This is a genomic window from Kribbella sp. NPDC051620 (genome assembly GCF_044453825.1).
Lineage (GTDB): Bacteria > Actinomycetota > Actinomycetes > Propionibacteriales > Kribbellaceae > Kribbella.
This window is the reverse complement of the sequence record NZ_JBITDB010000001.1, coordinates 122,699-145,543: the sequence shown is the minus strand read 5'-3', so window position 1 is coordinate 145,543 and position 22,845 is coordinate 122,699. Positions and strand designations below refer to the sequence as shown.

At 68.1% G+C, this 22,845-nt stretch carries 23 protein-coding genes; 11 read left to right on the top strand and 12 right to left on the bottom strand.

What is annotated here, in order from left to right:
• Positions 1–102 precede the first annotated feature (102 nt).
• Positions 103–1,242 (top strand): LLM class flavin-dependent oxidoreductase, encoded by a 1,140-nt coding sequence (locus tag ACIA12_RS00655; RefSeq protein ID WP_396364648.1) that lies wholly within the window; start codon positions 103–105, stop codon positions 1,240–1,242.
• A gap of 37 nt (positions 1,243–1,279) precedes the next feature.
• Here the strand turns inward: ACIA12_RS00655 and ACIA12_RS00650 are convergent, their stop codons facing one another.
• The 3 genes from ACIA12_RS00650 to ACIA12_RS00640 form a co-directional block, all read right to left on the bottom strand.
• Positions 1,280–2,362, bottom strand: a complete 1,083-nt coding sequence (locus tag ACIA12_RS00650; protein ID WP_396366008.1) for a potassium channel family protein — start codon at positions 2,360–2,362, stop codon at positions 1,280–1,282.
• Positions 2,328–3,338, bottom strand: a complete 1,011-nt coding sequence (locus ACIA12_RS00645) for a GNAT family N-acetyltransferase (protein ID WP_396364647.1) — start codon at positions 3,336–3,338, stop codon at positions 2,328–2,330. The genes ACIA12_RS00650 and ACIA12_RS00645 overlap by 35 nt, the downstream gene beginning before the upstream one ends.
• 99 nt (positions 3,339–3,437) lie before the next feature.
• Positions 3,438–3,830, bottom strand: a complete 393-nt coding sequence (locus ACIA12_RS00640; protein WP_396364646.1) for a hypothetical protein — start codon at positions 3,828–3,830, stop codon at positions 3,438–3,440.
• 66 nt (positions 3,831–3,896) lie between these two features.
• Between ACIA12_RS00640 and ACIA12_RS00635 the strand changes: the two genes are divergently transcribed.
• The 6 genes from ACIA12_RS00635 (at position 3,897) to ACIA12_RS00610 (ending at position 11,561) form a co-directional block, all read left to right on the top strand.
• Complete coding sequence (locus ACIA12_RS00635; protein ID WP_396364645.1) at positions 3,897–4,502, top strand: hypothetical protein; 606 nt, start codon at positions 3,897–3,899, stop codon at positions 4,500–4,502.
• Between the two features lie 362 nt (positions 4,503–4,864).
• A complete protein-coding gene (locus ACIA12_RS00630) occupies positions 4,865–5,953 on the top strand; it encodes a glycoside hydrolase family 5 protein (protein ID WP_396364643.1) in 1,089 nt (362 codons plus the stop codon).
• 161 nt (positions 5,954–6,114) lie between these two features.
• On the top strand, positions 6,115–6,849 hold the full coding sequence (locus ACIA12_RS00625; protein WP_396364642.1) for an ABC transporter ATP-binding protein: 735 nt from the start codon (positions 6,115–6,117) through the stop codon (positions 6,847–6,849).
• A complete protein-coding gene (locus ACIA12_RS00620) occupies positions 6,846–9,623 on the top strand; it encodes an ABC transporter permease (RefSeq protein WP_396364641.1) in 2,778 nt (925 codons plus the stop codon). Before ACIA12_RS00625 ends, ACIA12_RS00620 begins: the two co-directional genes overlap by 4 nt.
• 134 nt (positions 9,624–9,757) lie before the next feature.
• Positions 9,758–11,476 (top strand): glycerophosphodiester phosphodiesterase family protein, encoded by a 1,719-nt coding sequence (locus ACIA12_RS00615; protein WP_396364640.1) that lies wholly within the window; start codon positions 9,758–9,760, stop codon positions 11,474–11,476.
• Entirely contained in the window at positions 11,400–11,561 is a 162-nt protein-coding gene (locus ACIA12_RS00610) for a hypothetical protein (RefSeq protein WP_396366006.1), read from the top strand. The genes ACIA12_RS00615 and ACIA12_RS00610 overlap by 77 nt, the downstream gene beginning before the upstream one ends.
• Here the strand turns inward: ACIA12_RS00610 and ACIA12_RS00605 are convergent.
• Positions 11,558–12,613, bottom strand: coding sequence for a glutamate--cysteine ligase (locus tag ACIA12_RS00605; protein ID WP_396364639.1), 1,056 nt, complete (start codon positions 12,611–12,613; stop codon positions 11,558–11,560). The two genes, ACIA12_RS00610 and ACIA12_RS00605, sit on opposite strands and share 4 nt — an antisense overlap.
• A gap of 97 nt (positions 12,614–12,710) precedes the next feature.
• On the opposite strand from ACIA12_RS00605, the gene ACIA12_RS00600 reads away from it, so the two are divergent.
• Both ACIA12_RS00600 and ACIA12_RS00595 read left to right on the top strand, forming a co-directional pair.
• Positions 12,711–13,448: a HipA family kinase gene (locus ACIA12_RS00600; protein WP_396364638.1), complete on the top strand. Its 738-nt coding sequence runs from the start codon at positions 12,711–12,713 to the stop codon at positions 13,446–13,448.
• Complete coding sequence (locus ACIA12_RS00595) at positions 13,445–13,852, top strand: DUF3037 domain-containing protein (protein ID WP_396364637.1); 408 nt, start codon at positions 13,445–13,447, stop codon at positions 13,850–13,852. Before ACIA12_RS00600 ends, ACIA12_RS00595 begins: the two co-directional genes overlap by 4 nt.
• Before the next feature lie 3 nt (positions 13,853–13,855).
• Here ACIA12_RS00595 and pgm read toward each other — a convergent pair whose 3' ends face one another.
• The 6 genes from pgm to ACIA12_RS00565 form a co-directional block, all read right to left on the bottom strand.
• Complete coding sequence (gene pgm / locus ACIA12_RS00590) at positions 13,856–15,478, bottom strand: phosphoglucomutase (alpha-D-glucose-1,6-bisphosphate-dependent) (RefSeq protein WP_396364636.1); 1,623 nt, start codon at positions 15,476–15,478, stop codon at positions 13,856–13,858.
• Between the two features lie 75 nt (positions 15,479–15,553).
• Positions 15,554–17,050 carry a fused MFS/spermidine synthase gene (locus ACIA12_RS00585; protein WP_396364635.1) on the bottom strand — a complete coding sequence of 499 codons (1,497 nt, stop codon included), beginning with the start codon at positions 17,048–17,050 and terminating at the stop codon, positions 15,554–15,556.
• Positions 17,051–17,101: 51 nt separating this feature from the next.
• Complete coding sequence (locus ACIA12_RS00580) at positions 17,102–17,467, bottom strand: MmcQ/YjbR family DNA-binding protein (protein ID WP_396364633.1); 366 nt, start codon at positions 17,465–17,467, stop codon at positions 17,102–17,104.
• A gap of 20 nt (positions 17,468–17,487) precedes the next feature.
• Positions 17,488–18,150, bottom strand: a complete 663-nt coding sequence (locus ACIA12_RS00575; RefSeq protein ID WP_396364632.1) for a response regulator — start codon at positions 18,148–18,150, stop codon at positions 17,488–17,490.
• The gene (locus tag ACIA12_RS00570) at positions 18,147–19,385 is read right to left on the bottom strand and encodes a sensor histidine kinase (protein ID WP_396364630.1); all 1,239 of its coding nucleotides are present in this window, start codon (positions 19,383–19,385) and stop codon (positions 18,147–18,149) included. The genes ACIA12_RS00575 and ACIA12_RS00570 overlap by 4 nt, the downstream gene beginning before the upstream one ends.
• A 41-nt stretch (positions 19,386–19,426) precedes the next feature.
• A complete protein-coding gene (locus ACIA12_RS00565; protein ID WP_396364629.1) occupies positions 19,427–19,960 on the bottom strand; it encodes a hypothetical protein in 534 nt (177 codons plus the stop codon).
• A 272-nt stretch (positions 19,961–20,232) separates the two neighbouring features.
• On the opposite strand from ACIA12_RS00565, the gene ACIA12_RS00560 reads away from it, so the two are divergent.
• The gene (locus ACIA12_RS00560; RefSeq protein ID WP_396364628.1) at positions 20,233–20,802 is read left to right on the top strand and encodes a hypothetical protein; all 570 of its coding nucleotides are present in this window, start codon (positions 20,233–20,235) and stop codon (positions 20,800–20,802) included.
• 169 nt (positions 20,803–20,971) lie between these two features.
• Here ACIA12_RS00560 and ACIA12_RS00555 read toward each other — a convergent pair whose 3' ends face one another.
• A complete protein-coding gene (locus tag ACIA12_RS00555; RefSeq protein ID WP_396364626.1) occupies positions 20,972–21,475 on the bottom strand; it encodes a hypothetical protein in 504 nt (167 codons plus the stop codon).
• 172 nt (positions 21,476–21,647) lie between these two features.
• Positions 21,648–22,199, bottom strand: coding sequence for a YceI family protein (locus ACIA12_RS00550; RefSeq protein ID WP_396364624.1), 552 nt, complete (start codon positions 22,197–22,199; stop codon positions 21,648–21,650).
• A 145-nt stretch (positions 22,200–22,344) separates the two neighbouring features.
• Here ACIA12_RS00550 and ACIA12_RS00545 point away from each other — a divergent pair, with 145 nt between their 5' ends.
• Complete coding sequence (locus ACIA12_RS00545; protein WP_396364623.1) at positions 22,345–22,746, top strand: hypothetical protein; 402 nt, start codon at positions 22,345–22,347, stop codon at positions 22,744–22,746.
• Positions 22,747–22,845 lie beyond the last annotated feature (99 nt).

The following is a 22,845-nucleotide window of genomic DNA, read 5'->3' as shown; positions in this document are numbered from 1 at the left end:
TCCGGGCAACCACCGCCGCCCGCCATCCGAGACGTCGCGGGCAGCCCTCGCCATGTCAACTAATCTCATGAACTTAATAGCCCATCGCCCAGGAGCAGCCCGATGACTCTGACCTTTCACTGGTTCCTGCCGACCTCCGGCGACTCCCGCAACATCACCGGCGGAGGGCACGGCGCCGACGTGGTGCATCGCGACCGGCGGGTGACTACTCGCTACCTGCGCCAGATCGTCACAGCGGCGGAGGAGCTCGGGTTCGAGGGAGCGCTCACGCCAACCGGGTTGTGGTGCGACGACGCCTGGCTCTCGACGGCTTCGTTGCTCGACTCAACGGATCGACTGAAGTTCCTGGTCGCGTTCCGGCCCGGGCTGATGTCGCCGACACTGGCCGCGCAGATGGCGACGACCTTCCAGAACCAGTCGGGCGGCCGGCTGCTGCTCAATGTGGTGACCGGTGGCGAACCGGCCGAGCAGAAGGCGTTCGGGGACTTCCTGAGCAAGGACGAGCGGTACCGGCGTACGGATGAATTCTTGGCCATCGTTCGCAGGTTGTGGGAGCACGGCGACCCGTTCGACTTCCGGGGCGAGCATCTGCGGGTCGAGCAGGCCCGGTTGGTGTCGGTGCCGGATCCGGTGCCGCAGATCTACTTCGGTGGCTCGTCGGCCGCCGCCGGTCCAGTGGCCGCCGCCCGCAGCGACGTGTACCTGACCTGGGGCGAGCCGCCCGCCGCTGTTGCCGAGAAGCTCGGCTGGATCCGCAAATTGGCCGCCGAAGCCGGTCGTACCGTGCGCTTCGGCATCCGGTTACACGTCATCACAAGGGACACCTCCGAGGACGCCTGGCGCGAAGCGCGTCGCCTCCTCGCGGCCCTCCCGCCGGAGACGATCGCGAAGGTCCAGGCGGGCCTGCACAAGAGCGAGTCGGAGGGCCAGAAGCGGATGCTCTCCCTGCACGGCGGCTCGGCCGAGGATCTGGAGATCTACCCGAACCTGTGGGCCGGCGTCGGCCTCGCCCGTGGTGGTGCCGGCACCGCCCTGGTCGGAAGCCACGAAGAGGTTGCCGACCGCATCAAGGAGTACGCCGACCTGGGCATCGAGGAGTTCATCCTCTCCGGCTACCCCCACCTAGAGGAGGCCTACTGGTTCGGCGAGTCAGTACTCCCCCGCCTCGAACGCGACGGCCTCTGGACCCGTCCAGGCGAAGCTCAGCTCAGTACGGAGAACGCAGTACCGTTCGCAGTCTGAGCAGCTTGAGTGGGTCGAGCGGGTCGAGCGGGTTGAGCTACTCGTCCTGGTCGTCGGCGCCCGGACGCTCCGCCCAAGGGGTCTCCTTGGCGGGGCGGACGACGATGAGTTTGTCGCCGGCGGCCAGGACGGAGACGGACGAGTCGTAGTACCGGTGGACCTTGCCGTCGCGGACGACCGAGACGACGCGGTCCGGGACCGACGAGGGCGCCTTGCCGACCTCGCGGCCGAGCACCGGGCGCTCGGCGACCTCGAGGCCTTCGCCGTACGTGAGCAGGTCCTCCATCACCTCGCCCAGGTTCGGGCTGACGGCGGAGAGGCCGAGCAGACGGCCGACCGCCTCCGACGAGGTGACGACCGCATCCGCGCCGCTCTGTCGCAGCAGGGGGACGTTGTCTTCCTCGCGGACCGCGACAACGATGTGCGCGTTCGGGTTGAGCTGCCGGACGGCGAGGGTGACCAGGACCGCCGAGTCGTCGCGATCGGTGGTGACGATCACCTCGCGGGCCGTCATCACCTCGGCGCGGCGCAGTACAGTCCGGTTGGTCGCGTCGCCGTGGAAGGCGGCCATCTGATCGTTGCCCGCGTCACCGATCGCCTGCGCGCGCGGGTCGATCACCACGATGTCGGTGCGCTTGACCCCGTTGCTGAGCAGGGTCTGCACGGCCGAGCGGCCCTTGGTGCCGTAGCCGACGACAACAACATGGTCCTTCATGCGCTTCCTCCATCGCGAGTCGCGCATGATGCGGCGACCTTCGTTCGCCAGGACTTCGAGCGTCGTGCCGACCAGCACCACCAGGAACGCGATCCGCAGCGGGGTCACGACGAAGGCGTTCACCAGCCGGGCCGTCGGCGTCACCGGAGTGATGTCGCCGTACCCGGTCGTGGTGAGCGTCACGGTCGCGTAGTAGATGCTGTCGATGAAACCGACGCTGCCGTCGTACGTGTCCCGGTAGCCGCCCCGGTCGACCAGCACGATGCAGACCATCAGCACCAGCAGGCCGAGCGCGATCATCAGCCGTCTGGACAACTCCACCACCGGCGAGCGTGTGCTCGCGGGCAGGTTGACGAGAAGGCCGTGGGGGTTACGACCGGGCAGGGATGGCACGCGTCTGACGATAGGCCACCGACGGCCGATCCACCGCATGCGACAGGCTCTGGTCGGACAGTGCGACGGTCACCATCAGGTGGCCACTGTCCTGTACGACCCTGGTGCGCATCCGCAGACCTTCGACGGTCCGCAGCATCGCGACGTTCTCCGGCTGCACCATGCAGACCACTCGGTCGGCACCCAGGTCGCGGGCCTCCTTGATCACCCGGCGCAGCAGTTGCGAGCCCAGACCATGCCGCTGCCAGCCGTCCTCGACCAGTACGGCGATCTCCATCGCAGAGCCACTCAGCTCGTCCCAGGGAGCGGCCGTGGCCATCCCGACGACGGCCTCACCGGCTGCGGCGACGATGGAGATCCCACCGGCCGGGGCCGACAGGTGGCGCGCGGTACGGGCGGTGAGCTTGGGCATGGGGACGTGGTACCGGCGGGTGCGGCTCTCGTACGAGCACCGGTCGTGCATGGCGACTACTGCCTCGGCATCGTCGACAGTGGCCTTGCGCAACTCCGGTACTGCGCTGCCGGGCCGAGGCGGCTCCTGGACCGGGCTGGTCTCCCGCTCGGCCAGCCGGCCGGCGATCTCGACCAGTACGTCGGCCCGCGCCCACTCAGCTGGGGTGTACTCGTCGAATCCCTGCAGGTTCTCCAGTTCCTCGTCCACGGAGATCGGGTCGTCGAGGAGCCGCAGTACTGCACGCAGGTACCGGGTGGGGCCGTCGTGGAGGACGTCGGCCTGGCACGGGCGGACCGTAGTACCGGTGCAGCCGGCTTCGGCGACGAGTGCGGTGAGGTCGTCCGCTGTCCAGCCGACGCCGGTGGAGACGACGAGCTCGTCGACCGCGCCGGACTCGGCGGTGAAGACCTCCAGGCTCAGAATGTTGATCTCGTCGGCACCACAGCGTGCGGCGAGCTCGGCCAGTGCACCCGGCCGGTCGGCGAGTTCGGTCCTGATCTTCCAGAGCATGGTGACGCCCTCCCTCGTGGACACGTTCTTCCACTGTGCGCGGGAGCTGTTGCCACCCCGGGTCCTGCGTGTTACAAGCAGGTCAACCCTGCTGAGCGGTCCCCGGCCGAGCTGGAGCGACCCCTACCGGCGGCGCTTGATCTTCGGCAGCCGGTCAGTCAGCTTCACCCTGCTGGCGGCCAGCTCGAGGGCGTTCTCGCGCCGATCCAGATCCGCGTGCCGCAACAACTCCGGATAGGTCGACTGCGGCACCGGCGGATACGTCGTGACGATCGCATCCCCGCTGAACACGAAGAACACCGCCTGCCCGTCCTTGATCACCTTCAACAGCGACCCGTCCCGCACGGTCACCGCATGCTCGATCGCCTTCTTCCGAGCAGTCCGCTTCGCCAACGCCGCCTGCAACGCCTGCTGAGCAGGCTCCCGCCCATGCTTGACCGCCTCGAACGCCATCGGCCCATACCGCACGCCGTACTTCACAACGTTCTTGGCCAACTTCCCTTTTCCACCCGCCATGCTCCGACTGTACTGACTGCGCCGGGTCGGCATGCGGAGTTGGGGACGGTCGGGCACGATGGGCGGGTGACTGTTCCTACGCCGCGCCGGCCGATTTTGCCGGGTGCCAAGTTGTTCGAGTCGTTGCCGGGTGCGCACGACCCGGCCGCGGTGGCCGAGGTGGCGCACCGGACGGCGGAGTTGCTGGTGCGGGGTGCGCGGTCGAGTGAGGATGCCGAGGTGATCGCGCGGGTGGTCAAACTCGCCGACGACTACGGGCTCGACGAGCTCGCGGACCTGTGGTCCGACTCGCCGGCGGACTCGCTGCCCGGCACGTTGTGGCGGCTCTACTTGCTGCGCTCCTGGGTGCACGGCAACGCCGAGGAGGTCTCCCGCGAGTACGCGACCGGCCGCAAGTACGCCGAGGTGCACGCCGTGGTGGCCGGCGTCGCCGATCCGCCGGGGCCGACCGAAGTACGGGACATGGTCGACGCCGTACTACGAGGGGTCGCGACCGGCGATTTCGCCACCACCCTCGACCGCGCGGCCGCCTTCGCAAGGATCGTCGCGACCGGCCGGGCGCATCTGGCCGACGACACCCACGACCTGGTCCGATCGGCGTCCAAACTCGTCGAACTGGCCGACCAGTTGCAGACCGCCGCACGCACCGAACGGACCGGTAACCTGTGGTGATCCGGGCGCGGTACTTGCATCGGTAGATCCGGGATGTTATGGGCAACCGACCCGTGAGAACTCAACAGGACAAGGCATTTGCCCACCGGTTACACTGATGAAGGTGTCGGGCCGCGGTAGCCCCGGGTCCCAAAATTAGCCGCTTCGAGCGGCCTCGCGCCGTGAGGCGCTTCCCGGTCCGGCACCCACAATCCCGCAGCTCCGGTCAGCATCTCGCGCTGGCCGGATTTTCTGCGTTGTTATCTTTCTGTGACCTAAACCATTAACTTTTGCCGTCCGTCCTGATAGGCAAGGACGTGCGGAGGTGGGGCCGTAGCCCGAAGCAGTAGAAAACCTGGGGACTGAACAAGGAGAAGAACCCAGTGCGGAAAGCCCTGGCCGCGGCGGCTGTTGCTGCCCTGATCGCATTACTCACCGTCACCACTCGACCCTCGACAGTGTCGTTGCCCCCCGCGGAGGCGCAGAGCCCGCTGACCGTGCGGGTGTCCGGCAACCAACTCGTCGACCAGACCGGCGCCAAAGTGCAGTTGCGCGGCGTCAACCACTCCGGCGCCCAGTACGCGTGTTCCGAAGGCTGGGGGATCTTCGACGCTCCCGCCACCGACGCGACCATCGCGGCCATGAAGGCCTGGGGCGTCAACGCGGTCCGGGTACCGCTCAACGAGACCTGCTGGCTCGGCAGCACTCAGATCCGGGCCGGCCTGCGCGGTTCGACGTACCGGAACGCCATCGCGGCCTGGGTCACCAAGCTCACCACCGCCGGCATGACCGTGATCGTCGACGAGCACTGGACGCAGACCGACGCGAAGAAGGCGACCGATCAACGCGTGATGCCGTCGCGGGCCTATGCACCCCTGTACTGGCACTCGGTGGCCGACACGTTCAAGGGCAACCCCGCTGTCATCTTCGACCTCTTCAACGAGCCGTACCCGGACAGGAACCGCGACACCACCGCCGCCTGGAAGTGCGTCCGCGACGGCGGCACATGTCCCGGCGTCGGCTTCGTCACGGCAGGCATGCAGGAACTCGTCACCTCAGTACGCTCCACCGGCGCCAAGAACGTCATCCTGGTGCCGGGCCCGGAGTACGCCGGATCGCTGCGCCGCTGGCTGGAGTTCAAGCCCGTCGACCCAGCGAACCAGCTCGCCGCGTCGGTGCACATCTACGGGCTCCCGCTCGATTCGCCGTACCGGGATCAAGCGCGCTGGCCCGAGATCGACACGGTGGCGGCCAAGGTACCGGTCGTGATCGGCGAGATGGGTGACACCGACTGCACCCACCGGTTCACCGACAAGCTCACCAAGTACGCCGATACGCGCAACATCTCGTATCTCGCGTGGGGCTGGGTGGTCAGCGACTGTGCCGACGAGCCGTCACTGATCAAAGACTACAAGGGCACCCCGTCAGGCTTCGGCGCCGGCATCAAGGCGGGCCTGCAGAAGCAGCGCTGACCCAGCGAACCAGCATGCCCCCGGCCGGGATCTCGGGGTCCGGTCGGGGGAAACCCCCTGTCGCGATCACTGCCAGTGAGAGCAAACTCGGAGTCACGACGGTTCGGGGGCCGCTGAGACGCCAGTGCACCGCGTTGGCGCACTGAGGGAGGGCGATCGGTATGGAGGGAAATACAGTCGTGCGTGCGACCGACCTGGTTCGCACATACGGCGAGGGCGACACCGCGGTCAAGGCGCTGCGGGGGGTCGGGGTGGAGATCACCGCCGGCCAGTTGACGGCGGTGATGGGACCGTCCGGCTCGGGCAAGTCGACGTTGATGCACATCCTGGCCGGGCTGGACAAGCCGACCTCGGGGTCGGTGCAGATCGGCGGCACCGAGATCACCACACTCGGCGACGACGACCTGACCAAACTGCGCCGCAAGCACATCGGCTTCATCTTCCAGTTCTTCAACCTGCTGCCGATGCTGACGGCCCGGGACAACATCGTGCTGCCGCTGACGATCGCCGGCGAGAAGGCGGATCCGGCGTACTTCGACGAGCTGGTGGCCCGGGTCGGCCTGGCCGACCGGCTCACGCACCGACCGGCCGAACTGTCCGGCGGTCAGCAGCAGCGGGTGGCGATCGCCCGCGCGCTCGTCTCCCGCCCGACGGTGATCTTCGCCGACGAGCCGACCGGCAACCTCGACTCGCGGACCAGCAACGAGATCCTGCAGCTGATGCGCAGCTCGGTCGAGGAGTACGGCCAGACGACCGTGATGGTCACCCACGACGCCAAGGCGGCCGCGATGGCCGACCGGGTGCTCTACCTGGCCGACGGCGAGATCGTGAAGGAGACCGGGCGGACCGACCAGCACGAGATCCTGCAGATCATCGACTCGCTGGACCTGCAGTGATCGGCTTCGCGCTGCGCGGGCTGCTCAGCCGCAAGCTCCGCACGGCGCTGACCGCGATCGGCGTCGTCCTCGGCGTCGCGCTGGTGTCCGGCACCTATGTGCTGACCGACTCGATCTCGAGCGCGTTCGACTCGATCTTCTCCGACAACTACAAGAACACCGACGCGGCGATCACCGGCAAGACCGCGTTCGACGTACCGGACGGGACCGCGCCGGCACCGCCGTTCGACGAGTCCCTGCTGACGAAGGTGACGACGCTTCCCGAGGTCGGCGTGGCCGGCGCGGCGGTGTCGGGCGAGGCGCAGCTGATCGGCAAGGACGGCAAGGCGGTCGTCTTCGGGGGCGCGCCGAACCTCGGCTTCAGCGTCGACCCGGCACACCCCGAGTTCAACTCGCTCGCGCTGGTCAATGGTGAGTGGCCGGGTCCGAACCAGGTCGTGATCGACACCCAGACCGCCTCGAAGAAGGGCTTCGCGACCGGCGACACGATCGGTGTGCAGGCCCGCGGCGAGGTCCAGCCGATGCGGATCTCCGGTCTGGTCGAGTTCGGCTCGGTGTCGTCGATCGGCGGCGCGACGCTGGCCGGCTTCCAGCTGCCGACCGCGCAGAAGCTGTTCGACAAGCCGGGCAAGCTGGATCAGATCCTGCTGAAGGCCAAGAGCGGCACCTCGCCGCAGCAGTTGATCGACGCGGTCCAGAAGGTTTTGCCGGAAGGCACCCAGGTACGGTCCGCCGAGGACCAGGCCGCCAAGGACGCGGCCGGGACGAGCGACTTCCTGAACTTCTTCCGGACCTTCCTGCTGGTCTTCGGCGGGATCGCGCTGTTCGTCGGCTCGTTCGTGATCGCGAACTCGCTGTCGATCACGATCGCCCAGCGCACCCGTGAGTTCGCCACCCTGCGGACACTCGGCGCCTCCCGGCGCCAGATCCTCAACACCGTCGTGCTCGAGGCACTCCTGACCGGTGTGGTGGCGGCCGTCGCCGGACTGTTCCTCGGTCTCGGGATCGCGACGGGGTTGTTCAAGATCTTCGACGCGGCCGGACTGACCCTGCCCAACAACGGGCTGGTGTTCCGCGGCCGGACCATCATCGTCGCGCTGGCGGTCGGCATCCTCGTGACTTTGCTGGCGAGCCTTCGACCCGCGATGAGAGCAACGCGGGTGCCACCGATCGCGGCCGTTCGCGAGGGCGCTTCGTTGCCGCCGGGCCGTTTCCACCGATACCGCGGTCTGGGGGCTGTGGTGCTGACGCTGGCCGGGGTCGCGCTGGTCGTGGTCGGGCTGTTCGTCAACGGGCTGGGCACGGGCAATCTGCTGACGTTGCTGGCGGTCGGCGTACTGCTGATCTTCATCGGGATCGCGTTGTTCGCGGCGCAGTTGGTACGTCCGTTGGCGGCCGCGTCCGATCCGGTGGCTCGTGGGTCGGTACTCGTGCTGACCGTCCTCGCGTGGCCGCTGTTCTCCTTGCCCTATTGGCTTCTGCGGCGGGGGTACTGGGGTCCGGGTTCTGGGTTCAAGCGGGCCGGCGGGTTCGTCCTCGGCGCAGTGCTCAATCCGGTGCTGCTGATCGTGGTCACCGCGATGGCGATCCGGCGCCGGGTGAGTTCGTGGCAGCCCGAGTGGCCGGCCGAGTTCCCCGGCGTACTGATCGACGGGCCGGCGGCTGGGATCGGCGGGCAGAACAGCCGGCGCGATCCGCATCGGACCGCGTCGACGGCTGCCGCGCTGATGATCGGGCTGGCCCTGGTCACACTGGTGGCGACGCTCGGCGCGGGCATCATCAAGCCGTTCGAGGACGCCGTCGACCGGATCTTCAGCGGCGACTACGCGGTCGCGGCGCAGAACAACTTCAGCCCGCTGCCGCCGACGGTCGCGGCCGCAGTCGCCAAGGTGCCCGGAGTACAGGCCGCGTCGAGTGTGCGTGGCGGGCAGGGGCAGGTGTTCGGCGACACGATCCAGGTCAGTGCGGTCGATGAGCAGGCGCCGTCGGTACTGCGCTTCGACTGGAAGAGCGGCTCTCAGGAGACGCTCGGGACCCTGGGTGCCGACGGCGCGATCGTCAACGAGGACTACGCGGACAAGCACGATCTCAAGCTCGGTTCGGCCTTCTCGATGACGACCGTCGCGGGCAAGACCTTGCCGCTGACCGTGCGGGGCATCTTCATCCCGCCCGCGGGTGGCTCGCCGTTCGGCGACGTGACGATCTCCACGACGACGTTCGACGCGGCGACCCCGCAGCCGTTGAACCTCTACACCTTCCTCAAGATGGACGGCGGAGTGACGGCGGCGAACACCGCAGTACTGGAGAAAGCGCTCTCTACGTTCCCGAACGCGAAGGCGCAGACCCGGGAGCAGTTCAAGGACGCCCAGTCGAACGGGATCAAGAGCCTGCTGAACGTGCTCTACGTGCTGCTCGCTCTGTCGGTACTGGTCAGCCTGTTCGGCATCGTCAACACGCTGGTGCTGACGGTGTTCGAACGGACCCGGGAGCTCGGCATGCTGCGGGCGATCGGCCTGACCCGACGCCAGGTGAAACGGATGATCCGGCACGAGAGCGTGATCACGGCGCTGATCGGCGCGGTGATCGGCATCGTCCTCGGCCTCGGCCTGGCGTCGCTGCTGGCGGCCCGGCTGGACGAGGTCGCCTTCGCCGTCCCGACCGGGCAGCTGCTCATCTTCGCCATCGTCTCGGTGGTCGTGGGCATCTTCGCCGCGATCTGGCCGGCCCGCCGGGCGGCCCGGCTCAACCCGCTGGAGGCACTGCAGTACGAGTAGCAATCCGTGAGAGGCCGACGGCGCACTAGCGGTCACCCGTCGGCCTCTTTTCGGCTACCTTCGCGAGGGCCGGGGTATCCCTGCGACGGGAACCATCGGCGCCAACCGCCGTCCCCTACGCGAAGGAACTTCTCATGCGCCGCCTCCCCCGCGCGCTGCTCGTTGCCCTCACCGCAGGACTGCTCAGCTCTTCCGTGGCCGCGCTGCCGGCCAGTGCCGCTCCCCCGGCTGAGGCCGGTCACAGTCGCGAGTTCGACATCCAGGCTCACCGCGGCGGTCTCGGGCTGACCGTGGAGAGCACGATCGCTTCCTTCTCCCGCGGCCTCGAGGTCGGCGTCAGCACCCTCGAGCTCGACGTCCAGATCACCGAGGACGGCTACGCGGTCGTCACCCATGACCGCCAGGTCACCGGCGCGAAGTGCAAGGACACCGCGCCCTACACGCCCGGCGACCCGGAGTACCCGTACGTCGGCAAGTTCATCAACACGCTGACGCTGAAGCAGGTCAAGCAGCTCGACTGCGGCTCGCTGCCGCAGTCGAACTTCCCCGGCCAGACACCCGACCCCGGCGCGCGGATGCCTGAGCTGCGCGAGGTGTTCGCGCTGGTCAAGCGCTTCCACGCCGACAAGGTCAAGCTCAATGTGGAGACCAAGGTCGAAGCAGGTGCGCCGACCCAGACGGCACCGCGCGAGCAGTTCGTCCAGGTGGTCGCGGCCGAGATCCGCAAGGCCCGGATCGGCCGGCAGGTGACGATCCAGAGCTTCGACTGGGGATCGCTGATGCGGATGCGGCAGGTCGCGCCCGAGCTGCCGATCGTCGCGCTGACCAACTACGACTTCCTGCAGACCGGCCAGCCCGGCAAGTCGCCCTGGTTGGGCGGCCTCGACATCGACGACTTCGGTGGCGATCTGGTGAAGGCGGTCGCATCGTTCGGGGCCGACGCGATCTCGCCGGTGCACGGGTTCCCGCAGGACGGGAAGGTGACGGATCCGGCGTACCGGCCCTATGTCACCGCTGACATGGTCCGGTCGGCTCACCAGGCCGGGATCAGGGTGGTGCCGTGGACCGTCGACGATCCGGCGACGATGCAGTCGCTGATCGACAAGGGTGTCGACGGCATCATCTCGGACTACCCGGACCGGGTGCGTTCGGTGGTCCGGTCGAACGGGTTCCGGTTGCCGGTCGCGTACGACGCGCCGGCCGTCCGCGCGCTGTCGTCGGCGCACGCTCACAACGACTACGAGCACCGGCGGCCGCTGTTCGACGCGCTCGACCGTGGCTTCAACAGCGTCGAGGCCGACGTCTGGCTGGTCGACGGCGAGCTTCGCGTGGCCCATGACCTGGAGGATGCGGTGCCGGGTCGCAATCTCGAGAGCCTGTACTTGAAGCCGCTCGCTCAGCGGGTTCGCGAGAACCATGGCGAGGTCTATCGGCACGGGCGCGACTTCCAGTTGCTGATCGACATCAAGAGCGACGGGCCTTCGACGTACGCGGCCGTTGATGCGGCGCTGCGGAAGTACAGGTCCATCAGCACGGTCTTCGCCGGCGGCCACACCTACCGCGGCGCCGTCACCTCGGTGATCAGCGGCAATCGCCCGCTGGACGTGCTGAAGGCACAGAAGGTCCGATACGCCGGTTACGACGGCCGACTCACCGACCTGAACTCAAAGCTGCCCGCCTCGCTGATGCCCCTGGTCAGCGACAACTGGTCCAACAACTTCACCTGGCGAGGCATCGGCCCGTTCCCGGAGCGCCGAGCGCGCCAAGCTGCAGCAGATCGTCACGACCGCACACGACGCCGGCTACCGCGTCCGCTTCTGGGAGACCCCCGACATCCCCGGCGCCGCCCGTGAAGCCGTCTGGTCGGAACTGGTGGCCGCTGGGGTCGACCACCTCAACACGGACGACCTCCACGGCCTGGAGGACTTCCTCCGCTAGTCACCCACCGCAGTGAGGGCAACGACGTCGAGGCCGGCTCTGAAGGCCTGGCGTTGTTTGACGGCGCCGTTGCCCTCCCGGAGTACTCGTTGGATGGTCTCGGCGACCATGTCGGCCTCATCCAGCTCGCGGAGTGCTTTCGAGACATGGCGCTGCAGGAGGCCGAGCAACTCGGTCATCGGCAGCGGGCGAGCTGTTGCGACCTCCAGTCCGTTGCTGGTGATGCCGTCGCGTGCTGCTAGCCAGTAGGCGGCTCGTAGTACCTCTGGCTCCAGCTTCGGGCCAAGGCCGCCGTCGTCGAGTGCAGTCATCACCAAGGCGCGGACGAGCGTCGCCAGCAGTACCGTCTCGTCGACGGTCAGCGGTACGTCGCTGACGCGTACCTCGACCGTCGGTAGGTGGCTGGACGGCCGCACGTCCCAATAGACCATCCGCTCATCCATGATGGCGCCGGTGGCGATCTGCATGGCGACCAGTGCTTCGTAGTGCTCGGCGGACTCGAAGTACGGCGGTGGGCCGGAGCAGGGCCAGCGCGACCACATGATCGACCGCCAACTGGAGAAGCCGGTGTCCTGCCCCAGATAGACCGCACTGTTGGCCGTCAACGCCAGCAGTGCGGGCAACCACGGCCGCAGGTGGTTGCTGACCCGGATAGCCGCCTCCTTGTCCGGTACGTCGATATGCACATGACACCCACACACGGCCTGCTCGCGAGCCAGCAACCCGTACTTCTCGGCCATCTCCTGGTAGCGCGGCTTCTTGGTGATCAGTTGAGCCGCAACTCCACCGGGAGGCGCAGCGATCGCCAGCAACCGCGCATGCTCGTCCGCCGCGGCCTCCGCGAGCTTGGACCGCGCCCAGCTCAACTGATGGCGCAGTTCATCAGCCGTTTGACACACTGGCGAGTTGATCTCGACCTGTGCCCTGGTCAGCTCCAGCTCGACGTCGACTCCCTCGGTGCTCGCGGCGACGGCTTTGCTGCGTGGCACCGGGTCGCCACCGGCCGAGACCAGCAGCAACTCCTCCTCGACGCCCATGGACGGGTGGCTCAAGCTCTCTCCTCTGTCGCGGTGCCTTCGAGGTACCCGGCGCCCAGTCGGCGGAAACCGTGCCGCTGCCGGCTGCCGGACATGCACTAGGCTCGGGCGGGTGAGTCTGCCGATCGTGACTGCCACCCGGTATGTGTTGCCGTTGCGGGAAGGCGGTTCGCTGCCTGGCGTTGTCGAAGGCAACGATCTCGGCACCTACGTGCTGAAGTTCCACGGCGCCGGTCAGGGCCCGAAGGCGCTGGTCGCCGAGATCATCGTCGGCGAACTGTTCCGCCGGCTGGATCTGCGGGTGCCGGAGCTCAAGCTGATGGAGCTCGACCCGGTGATCGGCAAGTCCGAGCCCGACCAGGAGATCCAGCAACTGCTGCTGCGCAGCGCCGGCCTGAACCTGGCCGTCGACTTCCTGCCCGGCTCGTTCGGCTACGACGGCTCCAGCGGCAGACCCGACGAGGCCACCCAGGCCAAGATCCTCTGGCTCGACGCGTACGTCGCCAACGTGGACCGCTCCTGGCGCAACCCGAATCTGCTCGTCTGGCACAAGCAACTCTGGCTGATCGACCACGGAGCAGCGTTGTACTTCCACCACTCCTGGATGTCCGCCGAGAAGTTCACCGGGCTCCCGTACGACGCGCAGGATCACGTGTTCCGCGACGTCGCACCTTCGGTACCGGCCGTTGACGCCGAGTTGGCGGCCGCGATCACTCCCGAACTGCTGACCGAGGTGATCGCGCTGGTGCCCGGCGAGTGGATCGAGGACGGCGACCGCGAGCGGTACCTGGGCCACCTGACCGCCAGACTCGACGATCGGTCCGCTTGGCTGCCGGGCGGTGCGCAGTGAACCTGCTGCCCTTCGACCCCGCGGTGAACCTGGTGCCCTTCGACTACGTCATCCTGCGCGCGGCACCACGCATCCACCGCGGCGAGTTCGTCAACGTCGGCGCGGTGCTCTACTGCCGCTCGCTGGACTTCCTGGGCGCGTCCTGGGACGTCGACCCACTCCGGCTGCGTGCCCTCGACCCAGCGGTCGACGTGGACGTGGTGTGCGCATCACTGGAGCACCTGCGTGCCATCTGTGCAGGCGAGCCGGAGGGCGGCCCCGCAGCCGCCACCCGAATCGGCGAACGCTTCCGCTGGCTCGCTGCGCCCCGGAGTACGGTCGTCCACCCCAGCCCCATCCACAGCGGCCTCACCAACGACCCAGGCGCCGACCTCGACCGCCTGGTCGACGCCTTCGTGCGCTAGCAGTCAGCTGAGGGCCTGGGAGACCACGTCCCGGGCCTCGGCGAAGACCTCGGCCAAGTGCTCCTCACCCTTGAAGGACTCGCCGTAGATCTTGTACAGGTCTTCGGTCCCGGACGGGCGCGCGGCGAACCACGCCGACTCCGTGGTGACCTTGAGCCCGCCGATCGCGGCACCGTTGCCCGGCGCACTCGTCAGCCGGTCGAGAATCGGCTCGCCGGCCAGCTCGGTCGCGGTCACGGCATCGGCCGACAGCGCGCCCAGCTTGGCCTTCTGCTCTCGACTGGCCGGCGCATCCACCCGGCTGTACGCCGATGCGCCGAACTTCTCGACCAGCTTCGCGTGCGCCTGCGACGGCGTCTCGCCCGTCACGGCGGTGATCTCGCTGGCCAGCAGCGCGAGCAGGATGCCGTCCTTGTCGGTCGTCCAGACCGTACCGTCGAAGCGCAGGAAGCTCGCGCCCGCGGACTCCTCGCCGCCGAAGCCCACCGAGCCGTCGATCAGGCCCGGCACGAACCACTTGAACCCGACCGGCACCTCCCACAGCCGGCGGCCGAGGTCACCGACCACCCGGTCGATCAGCGATGACGACACCAGCGTCTTGCCGACCGCGACCTCCGGTCCCCACTGCCGGTTGGCGAACAGGTACGAGATGGCGGCGGCGAGGTAATGGTTCGGGTTCATCAGGCCGGCGTCGGGCGTGACGATGCCGTGCCGGTCGGAGTCGGCGTCGTTGCCGGTCGCCACGTCGTACCGGTCCTTCTGCGCGACCAGCGAGGCCATCGCGTACGGCGACGAGCAGTCCATCCGGATCTTGCCGTCGTGGTCGAGCGTCATGAACGACCAGGCCGGGTCGATCCGCGGGTTGACCACGGTCAGGTCGAGGTGGTGCCGCTCGGCGATCGCGGCCCAGTAGTCCACGCTCGCGCCGCCGAGCGGGTCGGCGCCGATCCGGACACCGGCCGCGCGGATCGCGTCCAGGTTGAGCACGGACGGCAGGTCGTCGACATAGTGCCCGAGGAAGTCGTACTCCCCCGCCTGCGCTCTTGCTGCCTCGAACTGCACGCGGCGTACTTCGCGGTTGCCGCCGGCGATCAACTCATTTGAGCGGGCCGCGATCCAGCCGGTCGCGTCCGAGTCGGCCGGGCCACCGTGCGGCGGGTTGTACTTGATCCCGCCATCGCGCGGCGGGTTGTGGCTCGGTGTGATGACGATGCCGTCGGCACCTGCTCCCGCGCCGCGGTTGAGCCGCAGGATCGCATGGGACACGCCTGGCGTCGGGGTGAGCCGGTCCGCGCTGTCGACTAGGGTCTGCACGCCGTTGCCGGCCAGGACCTCGAGCACGGTCCGCCATGCCGGCTCCGAGAGGCCGTGGCTGTCCCGCCCGACCAGGAGGGGCCCAGTGGTCCCCTCGCCCGCACGGTACTCACAGATGGCCTGCGTGATGGCCAGGATGTGTGCCTCGTTGAAGGCGCCGTCGAGGGACGAGCCGCGGTGGCCCGACGTACCGAAGACGACCTTCTGGGCGGGGTTCTCGACGTCCGGCGTGATCCCCTCGTACGCCGCGAGCAGCGCGTCGACGTCGACGAGATCCTCGGGCTGAGCGGGCTGGCCTGCGCGTGGGTGCATGTGCACATGCAACAAGCCTTCGGCCCGGATCACAACTCCACCCGTGGCGCGTCTCGCTGCTCGGTGTCGGCCGTCTCAGGTCGGGAAGGGCGTCAGGAGTTGATCTACCGGCGCGTAGTCATCGGTGAGCAACGGTGCGTCGCCGATGAACTCCCGCAACGCGCCGGCGTCGTCGATGTAGCCGCCGGTCGTGCCGAGGCGCTGACGGATCGCGGCGCCGGGCAGTGGCTGGTCGGCGGCCAGCAGGACGAAGTTGCCGCCTTCTTTTCCCGCCAGCTCGGCAGGTTTCGCGATCAGTGCGACGTACGGGAATTCGGCGGCGACGGTACGGAGCTCGGCCTTGAGGAACGCAAGCGGGCCGAAGTCGATGATGTTGGCGATCAGGAGCCCGTCCGGCTTGAGCACCCGGCGCAGGTCGGCGACGATCTCCTGGGTGGTCAGATGCCAGGGCACGGCGACCCCGCCGAACGCATCCATCACCAAGAGATCGCGGCTGTCGTCCGGCTCGGACCGTACGCCGAGCCGCCCGTCCTTGATCTGGATGTCGAGATCCGGACCGGGCCGGGCGCCCAGCTCGGCCTTGTCGAGCTCGATCACGCCGGGGTCGATCTCATAGACCTTGTTCTTGGTCGCCGGCCTGGTCGCCGCGAGGTAGTGCGGCATGGTCAGCCCGCCACCACCGATGTGCAGCGCCTGCAGCGGCGACCTGTCCGGCCACCTGGACTCGATCGCCGTCGCGAAGTCCTTCGTGTACTGGAACTGCAGGTAGGTCGGATCCGCGAGGTCGATGTAGGAGTGGCGCAGCTGGTCGAGGTAGAGGAGGCGGCCGTTGGGCCGCGCCGGGTCCTTCTCGATCCGGGCACAGTGGTAGGCCGTCTCGACCTCGCAAGGCCGCGGCGCGACCAGGGTGAGGCCCGCACCGATCAGTGCGAGAGCCAGTGGTCGGCTAGCGGCCTTCAGACCGCGGAAGAAGATGGTCAGGGCAGCTCCGGCGAGCACCAGCAGGCCGCCGAGGCACAGGACGATCGTGCTCGTCGGGACCTTGGCAACGAACACGAAGCCGGTCAGTACGGTGCCCGCGATCGCACCGACCGTCGCGTAGGCGGACAGCCGGCCGACGACCGTACCGGTCTGGCTCAGCTTCGAAAGCCTGAGCTTGGTCACCATTGGCGTCACCGCCGCGAGCAGTGAGGCCGGCAGGAAGAGCGCGACGGCCACTGCCAGGAAGACCGCCTCATTGCCGCTACCCCGCAGCGTTTCGCCGGTCCAGCGCACCACCGGCAGGATCAGCAGCACCAGTGCGCCGGCGAACAGGATCATCGGTCCCAACGTCCGGGTGGGCGGCGTGGTGTCGGCAATTCGGCCACCCATCGCCGCACCGGTCGCGATGGCCGCCAGGGCGACGCCGATGACGGCGGTGTTCGTCTCCAGGGTCAGGCCCAGGTACGGCGCTACGAGGCGCAGTGAGACGAGCTCGAGCACCATCACGGCGGCTGAACTGCCGAAGGACAGGGCGATGGCGACTTTGTCGTTGATCGCCTTGGCAGGTGCCTCTAGGGCGGTCTCTTCCACCGCGCCACCCTATCGGCCGTCGATCCCGCCCCCCGGCGACCTCACAGTCGCTCAGCTGCCGGGCTGATCGAGTTGGGCGACCAGGGATTTGGGGGCAACCTGCCGGTACGCGTCCTCGACCAGGTCGGCCAACTGCGGCCAGTCGACGTCGGGAACGTCGAGGTAGACGCCGAGCCAGCCGCGGTGCCCGACGTACGGCGGACGGAAGAAGTGCTCCGGGTCGCTCGCGATCAGCGACTCCTGGCTGCCTTCGGGGGCCGCGCACCAGAAGGCCGTTCGGTCGTCATGATGCTGATCGGCGAACATCACGAACGTCTTCTTGTCCCGGACGAACCACGTCGGCTCGCCGTGGCTCAACCGCTCGGTCGTCTCCGGCAGCGCCAGACACAGCTCGCGCAACCAACCCAGTGCATCCATTCCTGTCTCCTGTCCCGCTGTCAGTGACGCGGACCTGGTGCGACGACGCCGGCTTCGTAGGCGTAGACGACAGCCTGCGCCCGATCCCGCAGGTTCAGCTTGGTGAGGATCCGGCTGACGTGAGTCTTCACGGTCTGCTCGGCCAGTACCAGGCTCGCCGCGATCTCCCGATTCGACTGCCCCCGCGCTACCAGCCGCAGTACGTCGGTCTCCCGCGGCGTCAGCTCAGCCGCGGCCGCCGGCAACACCGGCCGTACCTTCACGAAATCCTCGACCAGCCGCCGGGTGATCGAGGGCGCCAGCAACGCATCGCCCGCCGCGACGATCCGTACCGCCGCCGCCAGTTCGTCCGGCGACGAATGCTTCAGCAGAAACCCACTCGCCCCCGCCCGCAACGCGTCGTACACGTACTCGTCAAGGTCAAACGTCGTCAGCATGATCACCCGCGGCGGCTCCCCCGGCGCGACCTCGGCCAGTATCCGCCGAGTCGCCTCGAGCCCATCCATCCGCGGCATCCGCACGTCCATCAACACCACGTCCGGCCGAACCCGCCCCACCACCTCGACAGCCTCCACCCCATCGGCCGCCTCCCCCACCACCGTCATACCGTCCTGCGCCCCCAGCAAGGCAGCAAACCCACCTCGCACCACCGCCTGATCATCCACAACCACTACGGAAATCACTCCGCGCCCTCCGCGTCAGCGGGTTGGTCGTCCAGCGGTAGCACGACTTCCACCCGGTATCCACCGTCCGCAGACGGCGCCGCACGGAAGCGACCATCCAGCAGACCGACTCGCTCACGCATCCCGACCAGCCCATGCCCACTCCCCGACCCGACCGCAGCATCCGCAGGCCCGTTCACAACACTCACAATCAACTCGCTACCGATCCGTCGAACCCCAACCTCCACCATCGCCCCCGGCGCATGCCGCACCGCATTGCTGACCCCCTCCTGCACCACCCGGTACGCCGTCAGCTCCACCGCAGGATCCAGGCCAGGTAAGGACTCGACCTCCAACCGGACATCGGCGCCCGCTCGTCGGGTGGTGGCGATCAGCTCTGCCAGGTCGGCCAACCCCGGTTGCGGACCCAGCTCGGAGCTCGCTCGGCCAGTGCCCGGGTCCTCGCGGAGCAGGCGCAGTACTCGCCTCATCTCGGTCAGCGAAGAGCGAGCGTCCTCGGCGATTCCGGCGAACTCCACGCGAGCGTCGTCTGGCAAGCCAATCAGCCGATGGGGTGCGCTGTCTGCTCGGACCACAACGACCGACAGATGGTGCGCGACGACGTCGTGCAGCTCCCGTGCGATGCGGGCCCGCTCTTGCCACCGAGCTCGTTGGGCCCGCTCGACCGCACTGATCTCCTCCTGCTCCAGCAACTGCTGCCGTGCATCGGCTCGAGACCTCACCAGGTCGGCAACCACAACCGCTACCGCAGACAACAACGCCATCGTCAGCAACCCGGCCCACGACCCACGCTCCGGCGTCAACACCATCCCCACCACGCCAACCAGTTGCGTCGCCACCCACCAACCGCCGAGGACCCAACGCGAGGATGCCCAGCGTGTCGAGCCGCGACCACCTCCGACCGCCAAGCCAGTGGCGCCTCGCGCGCCGGCGATCGCCAGTACCAGGGAATGGCCGAAGACTCCGGTGACCGGCCAGGGCCAGGCTTCGTCGGGTGATACCGGAATACAGACGATCGCGGTCAGGACGGAGGCGGCCAGCGAGACCGGCAACGCCCACGGCGGTCTCAACCACACCAGGGCCAAGGCCAGCGCTCGCATCACCCCGAGCGCAAAGGCTGCTCCGATCGGCAGTTGATAGTGCTGCCCGAGGTCGGTGCTCGTCAGCACCAGCAACGCGCCGACCCCGAGCGCCACCCAGATCCCGGCTCGCCCTCCCGGCCACCTCGAGCTCATCTCACGACCTTAGTCAGATACCGGCTCAGACCGCGCCACCTTCAGAGTTGTCGGGTCCAGGAGTAGAAGAAGGCTGTGCCGGCCAGGGCCAGGAGGATTGTTGCCGGGAGCACCAATCGGGAAGTGGCGGAGCCGTAGAGACGGCGGATCGAGGCGGCTTGCAGGAGGGCGAGGCCTCGGAGGATGAAAGGGAGGATGCCGATGATCGGGATGGAGATGGCGGCATGTACGGCCCAAGCGCCGGCCTTGGTGGGACCGCCCCAAGTGCCTGGGCCGACCGGGCCGTCCTCGACGAGTCCATAGAAGGGGCCGCGGACGACGGCGGTGACGAGCAGCATCAGGAGGAAGCAGCTCAGCAGGCCCAGCACGAGGCTCACCAGGGCGCTAAGGAGTGAGCTGACGAGTCCAGGGCGGCGCAATCTGATCGGGTCCGGCGAACCATGGAAGTGGGCGAGTTTGCGCCAGCTTTGGTGGACGGCGCCGGAACGGCCGAGCAGCGTGCGCACCAGCGCCAGCAGGCTCACCGGGACCAGGGCCAGGTCGTAGCCGATCGAGCGGATCAGCCGGCTTGTCAAGGAGCGGCGACCGGATAGCGGTCCCGCTGGGGGCGGTACTGGGCTTCGAGCTGTGTCCGTCACGGTTGCTCCCTTGTCTCATTGGCTGAGATCGAGCCTAGAAATCAGCGGCGGCGGAAACATCGCGCCAGGGAGCCAAATGGCCTCCCCTACCCCGGTAGGGGGTTTAATGTGACCTAGGTCACAGTGACCACGGTGCGTGTCGCAGCGTTACACGGTCAGTGCCGGAGGGTGCGAGCGGCAGTGCCGCGCCGACAGGAGGTTCGGACAACATGCGCATTCGGAACCTGGCGGTGACCGCCACGCTGATCCCGGTCCTGATGCTCGCGGGCTGCGGCCATGACGACACCGCCGAGGTCGCAGCGTCGTCACCCGGCGCCCACAAGGCCGCCAAACCCGGCGTGGCCGACGCCGTCGCCAACGGCTCCCAACCCGGCGCCGGCCCGGCCGCCTCGAACGACCCGGTGATCAACGCGTACTACGACTACCGCGTCGCGTTCGACGTGATGATGCGCAGCGGCGGCCGGTCGACCAGCCAGCTCGCGCCGGTGATGACGCCGACGATGTACACGGCGATCGGCCAGCAGGCGAAGTACTTCCGGGCCAAGCGCCTGCACAACACCGGCGTCACCAAGGTGTTGTGGGCCAAGCGCGTCCTGCGCTCCAACGGCGTGATCGTCCGCGCCTGCTACGACACCAAACAAGCCCGCACGGTCGACAGCTTTGGCAAGAGCGTCCTCCCGGCCGGTACGCCGACGCGCTGGCTCGACCAGATGCGCGTCGAACTCGTCCAGGGCCACTGGGTCGTCGACGGCGGCAGCACCACCCCGCAGTCCTGCTGACCTAGCCCCCGGGCGACGAGCAGCAACTCGTAGTACCCCGTTAACGTCTCCGTGCCGCCGTCCATCCTGGGCACACCTCGCGGTCCGGAGCCAACTCACAGCGCGGAGAGCAGCCACCTGCTCTCCGCGCTGTCTGTTTCCAAGCTCGGGTCGGTTTTTACAAGCCAGGTCAGGCGTGCCGGGTGGCCTGCTTGAGAAGCGACTCGACCGCGTCATGGAGAGCCGCGTCGTCGGCCGGACCAGACCAGACGATCACCCGCGCCTTGTCGCCGAGCGTGGCGGCGACGAGCTCCCGGGCCGGCGTCGGATCGCCTTGATTGAGCAGTACGACGAGCCGCCGGCCGTCCCGTTGCAGCCGGTCGAGCAACGGCGGCAGGGTCGAGCCCCGGAACAGCCCCGGGTCGCTCTTCACCTTCGTCTCGATCATCACGCCACGACCGCGGACCACCAGCAGGAAGTCGGCGCGATCCCGGGTGAACTCGCGATCGTGATAGACCCGCGCCTTCGGCCACAGCCGTTCGAGCGCCGCATCGACCTCGGCGTCGTACCGGGCGGACAGCCGGCTGATCTTGGAACTCGTCCCCCGCGGCCGGAACTCCTCCGGCGCACGCGGCCCTCGACGCCGGCGCCCGAACAGGGGCCGGAGCCAGCGATACAACGACGTGTCGATCATCGGCGGACCCCCTGGACCTGGGATGACACTCAACCCGATTGTCCCCGGGCCGAATGCGGCAAACCACGTCCAGGCGGTGGCCGCCGTGATTGTGACAGCATTGCGACGAACCGACCGGCTGTCGCAACATCGGGCTCGGCAGGAGTGAGGGCGTCCGGCAGAGCCGCGGGGATCAGGAGTTCTTGATCGCCGAGACCTCGATCTCGAGGGTGACCTTCTCACTGACCAGCACGCCGCCGCCCTCGAGGGCCGCGTTCCAGCTGACGCCGAAGTCCTTGCGGTTCAGCACGAGCGAACCCTCGAAGCCCAGCCGCACGTTGCCGAACGGGTCGACGCCGCGACCGGTGTACTCGAAGTCGACGTCGACGGACTTCGTCACGCCACGGATCGTCAGGTCGCCGGTCACGATGAAGTGGTCGTCGGCGGCCGGCGCGACCGCGGTGGAGACGAAGGTGATCTCCGGGTGGTTGTCCATGTCGAGGAAGTCGTTGCCGCGCAGGTGCTCGTCACGCTGGGAGTTGCGGGTGTCGATGCTCTTGGCCTGGATGGTCACCTGAGCCGTGGAGTTCTCCGGCTTCTCGCCGTCGATGTGGGCCGACCCCGCGAACTCGTCGAAACCACCTCGTACCCGGGCGACCATCGCGTGCCGGGCACTGAAGCCCATCCGGCTGTGCGAGGCGTCGATCGTGTAGTCGCCGGTGAGTTCGGAATAGTCAGTGGACATGCAGCCCGCCTCCCAAAGAGGAATAGTTTAACTTTGCATCGTCAACCCTGGCAGGATTGGGTTGATTCGTCAACTGACCCGCGGTGACCGGTTCGTGACGCAGAATCGGCAGGCAGCCGAGACCGTCGGCCGACGAGGAGGTCCAGTGAGTTCGACGCAGTGGAAGGTCCACTTCAAGTCGGCCCCGAGCGAGGTCTACCGGGCGATCAGCACACCGCTGGGCCGCTCGCGGTTCTGGGCGGAGTCGGCGGGCGAAGCCGACGGGGTGATCCATTTCGTGCTGCCCGGCGACCGGACCGACGACGCACCGATCGAGCGAGCCGTCCGCGAGCAGCTGTACGTCGTCCGCCTGTTCGGCGAGCGCATCACCTTCGCCCTGGCTCCCGACGAGAACCGCGGTACCGACCTCACCTTCACCCACGAGGGCGAGCCCGACCCGGCCACCTGGGTCTCCCTGCTGCTCCGACTCAAGGCCCACGTCGACTTCGGCGCCGACCTGCGCAACCACGACCCCGCCCGCACCCGGACGTACGTCGATGGTTGCTAGCAGCAACAAACTGGGTCGGTCTCGCCAACGGACTTTGCTGAGCTGGCCGGGCCGGTTGAACTGCTCAGGCCGCCTCGGACCGTAACCCAACGATCACAG

Coding starts and splice junctions, on each gene's coding strand:
- ACIA12_RS00655 (WP_396364648.1), top strand. CDS start 103: ATGACTCTGACCTTTCACTGGTTCCTGCCGACCTCCGGCGACTCCCGC.
- ACIA12_RS00640 (WP_396364646.1), bottom strand. CDS start 3,830: ATGGCGGGTGGAAAAGGGAAGTTGGCCAAGAACGTTGTGAAGTACGGC.
- ACIA12_RS00625 (WP_396364642.1), top strand. CDS start 6,115: ATGGAGGGAAATACAGTCGTGCGTGCGACCGACCTGGTTCGCACATAC.
- ACIA12_RS00615 (WP_396364640.1), top strand. CDS start 9,758: ATGCGCCGCCTCCCCCGCGCGCTGCTCGTTGCCCTCACCGCAGGACTG.
- pgm (WP_396364636.1), bottom strand. CDS start 15,478: ATGCACCCACGCGCAGGCCAGCCCGCTCAGCCCGAGGATCTCGTCGAC.
- ACIA12_RS00580 (WP_396364633.1), bottom strand. CDS start 17,467: ATGGATGCACTGGGTTGGTTGCGCGAGCTGTGTCTGGCGCTGCCGGAG.
- ACIA12_RS00570 (WP_396364630.1), bottom strand. CDS start 19,385: ATGAGCTCGAGGTGGCCGGGAGGGCGAGCCGGGATCTGGGTGGCGCTC.
- ACIA12_RS00560 (WP_396364628.1), top strand. CDS start 20,233: ATGCGCATTCGGAACCTGGCGGTGACCGCCACGCTGATCCCGGTCCTG.
- ACIA12_RS00555 (WP_396364626.1), bottom strand. CDS start 21,475: ATGATCGACACGTCGTTGTATCGCTGGCTCCGGCCCCTGTTCGGGCGC.
- ACIA12_RS00550 (WP_396364624.1), bottom strand. CDS start 22,199: ATGTCCACTGACTATTCCGAACTCACCGGCGACTACACGATCGACGCC.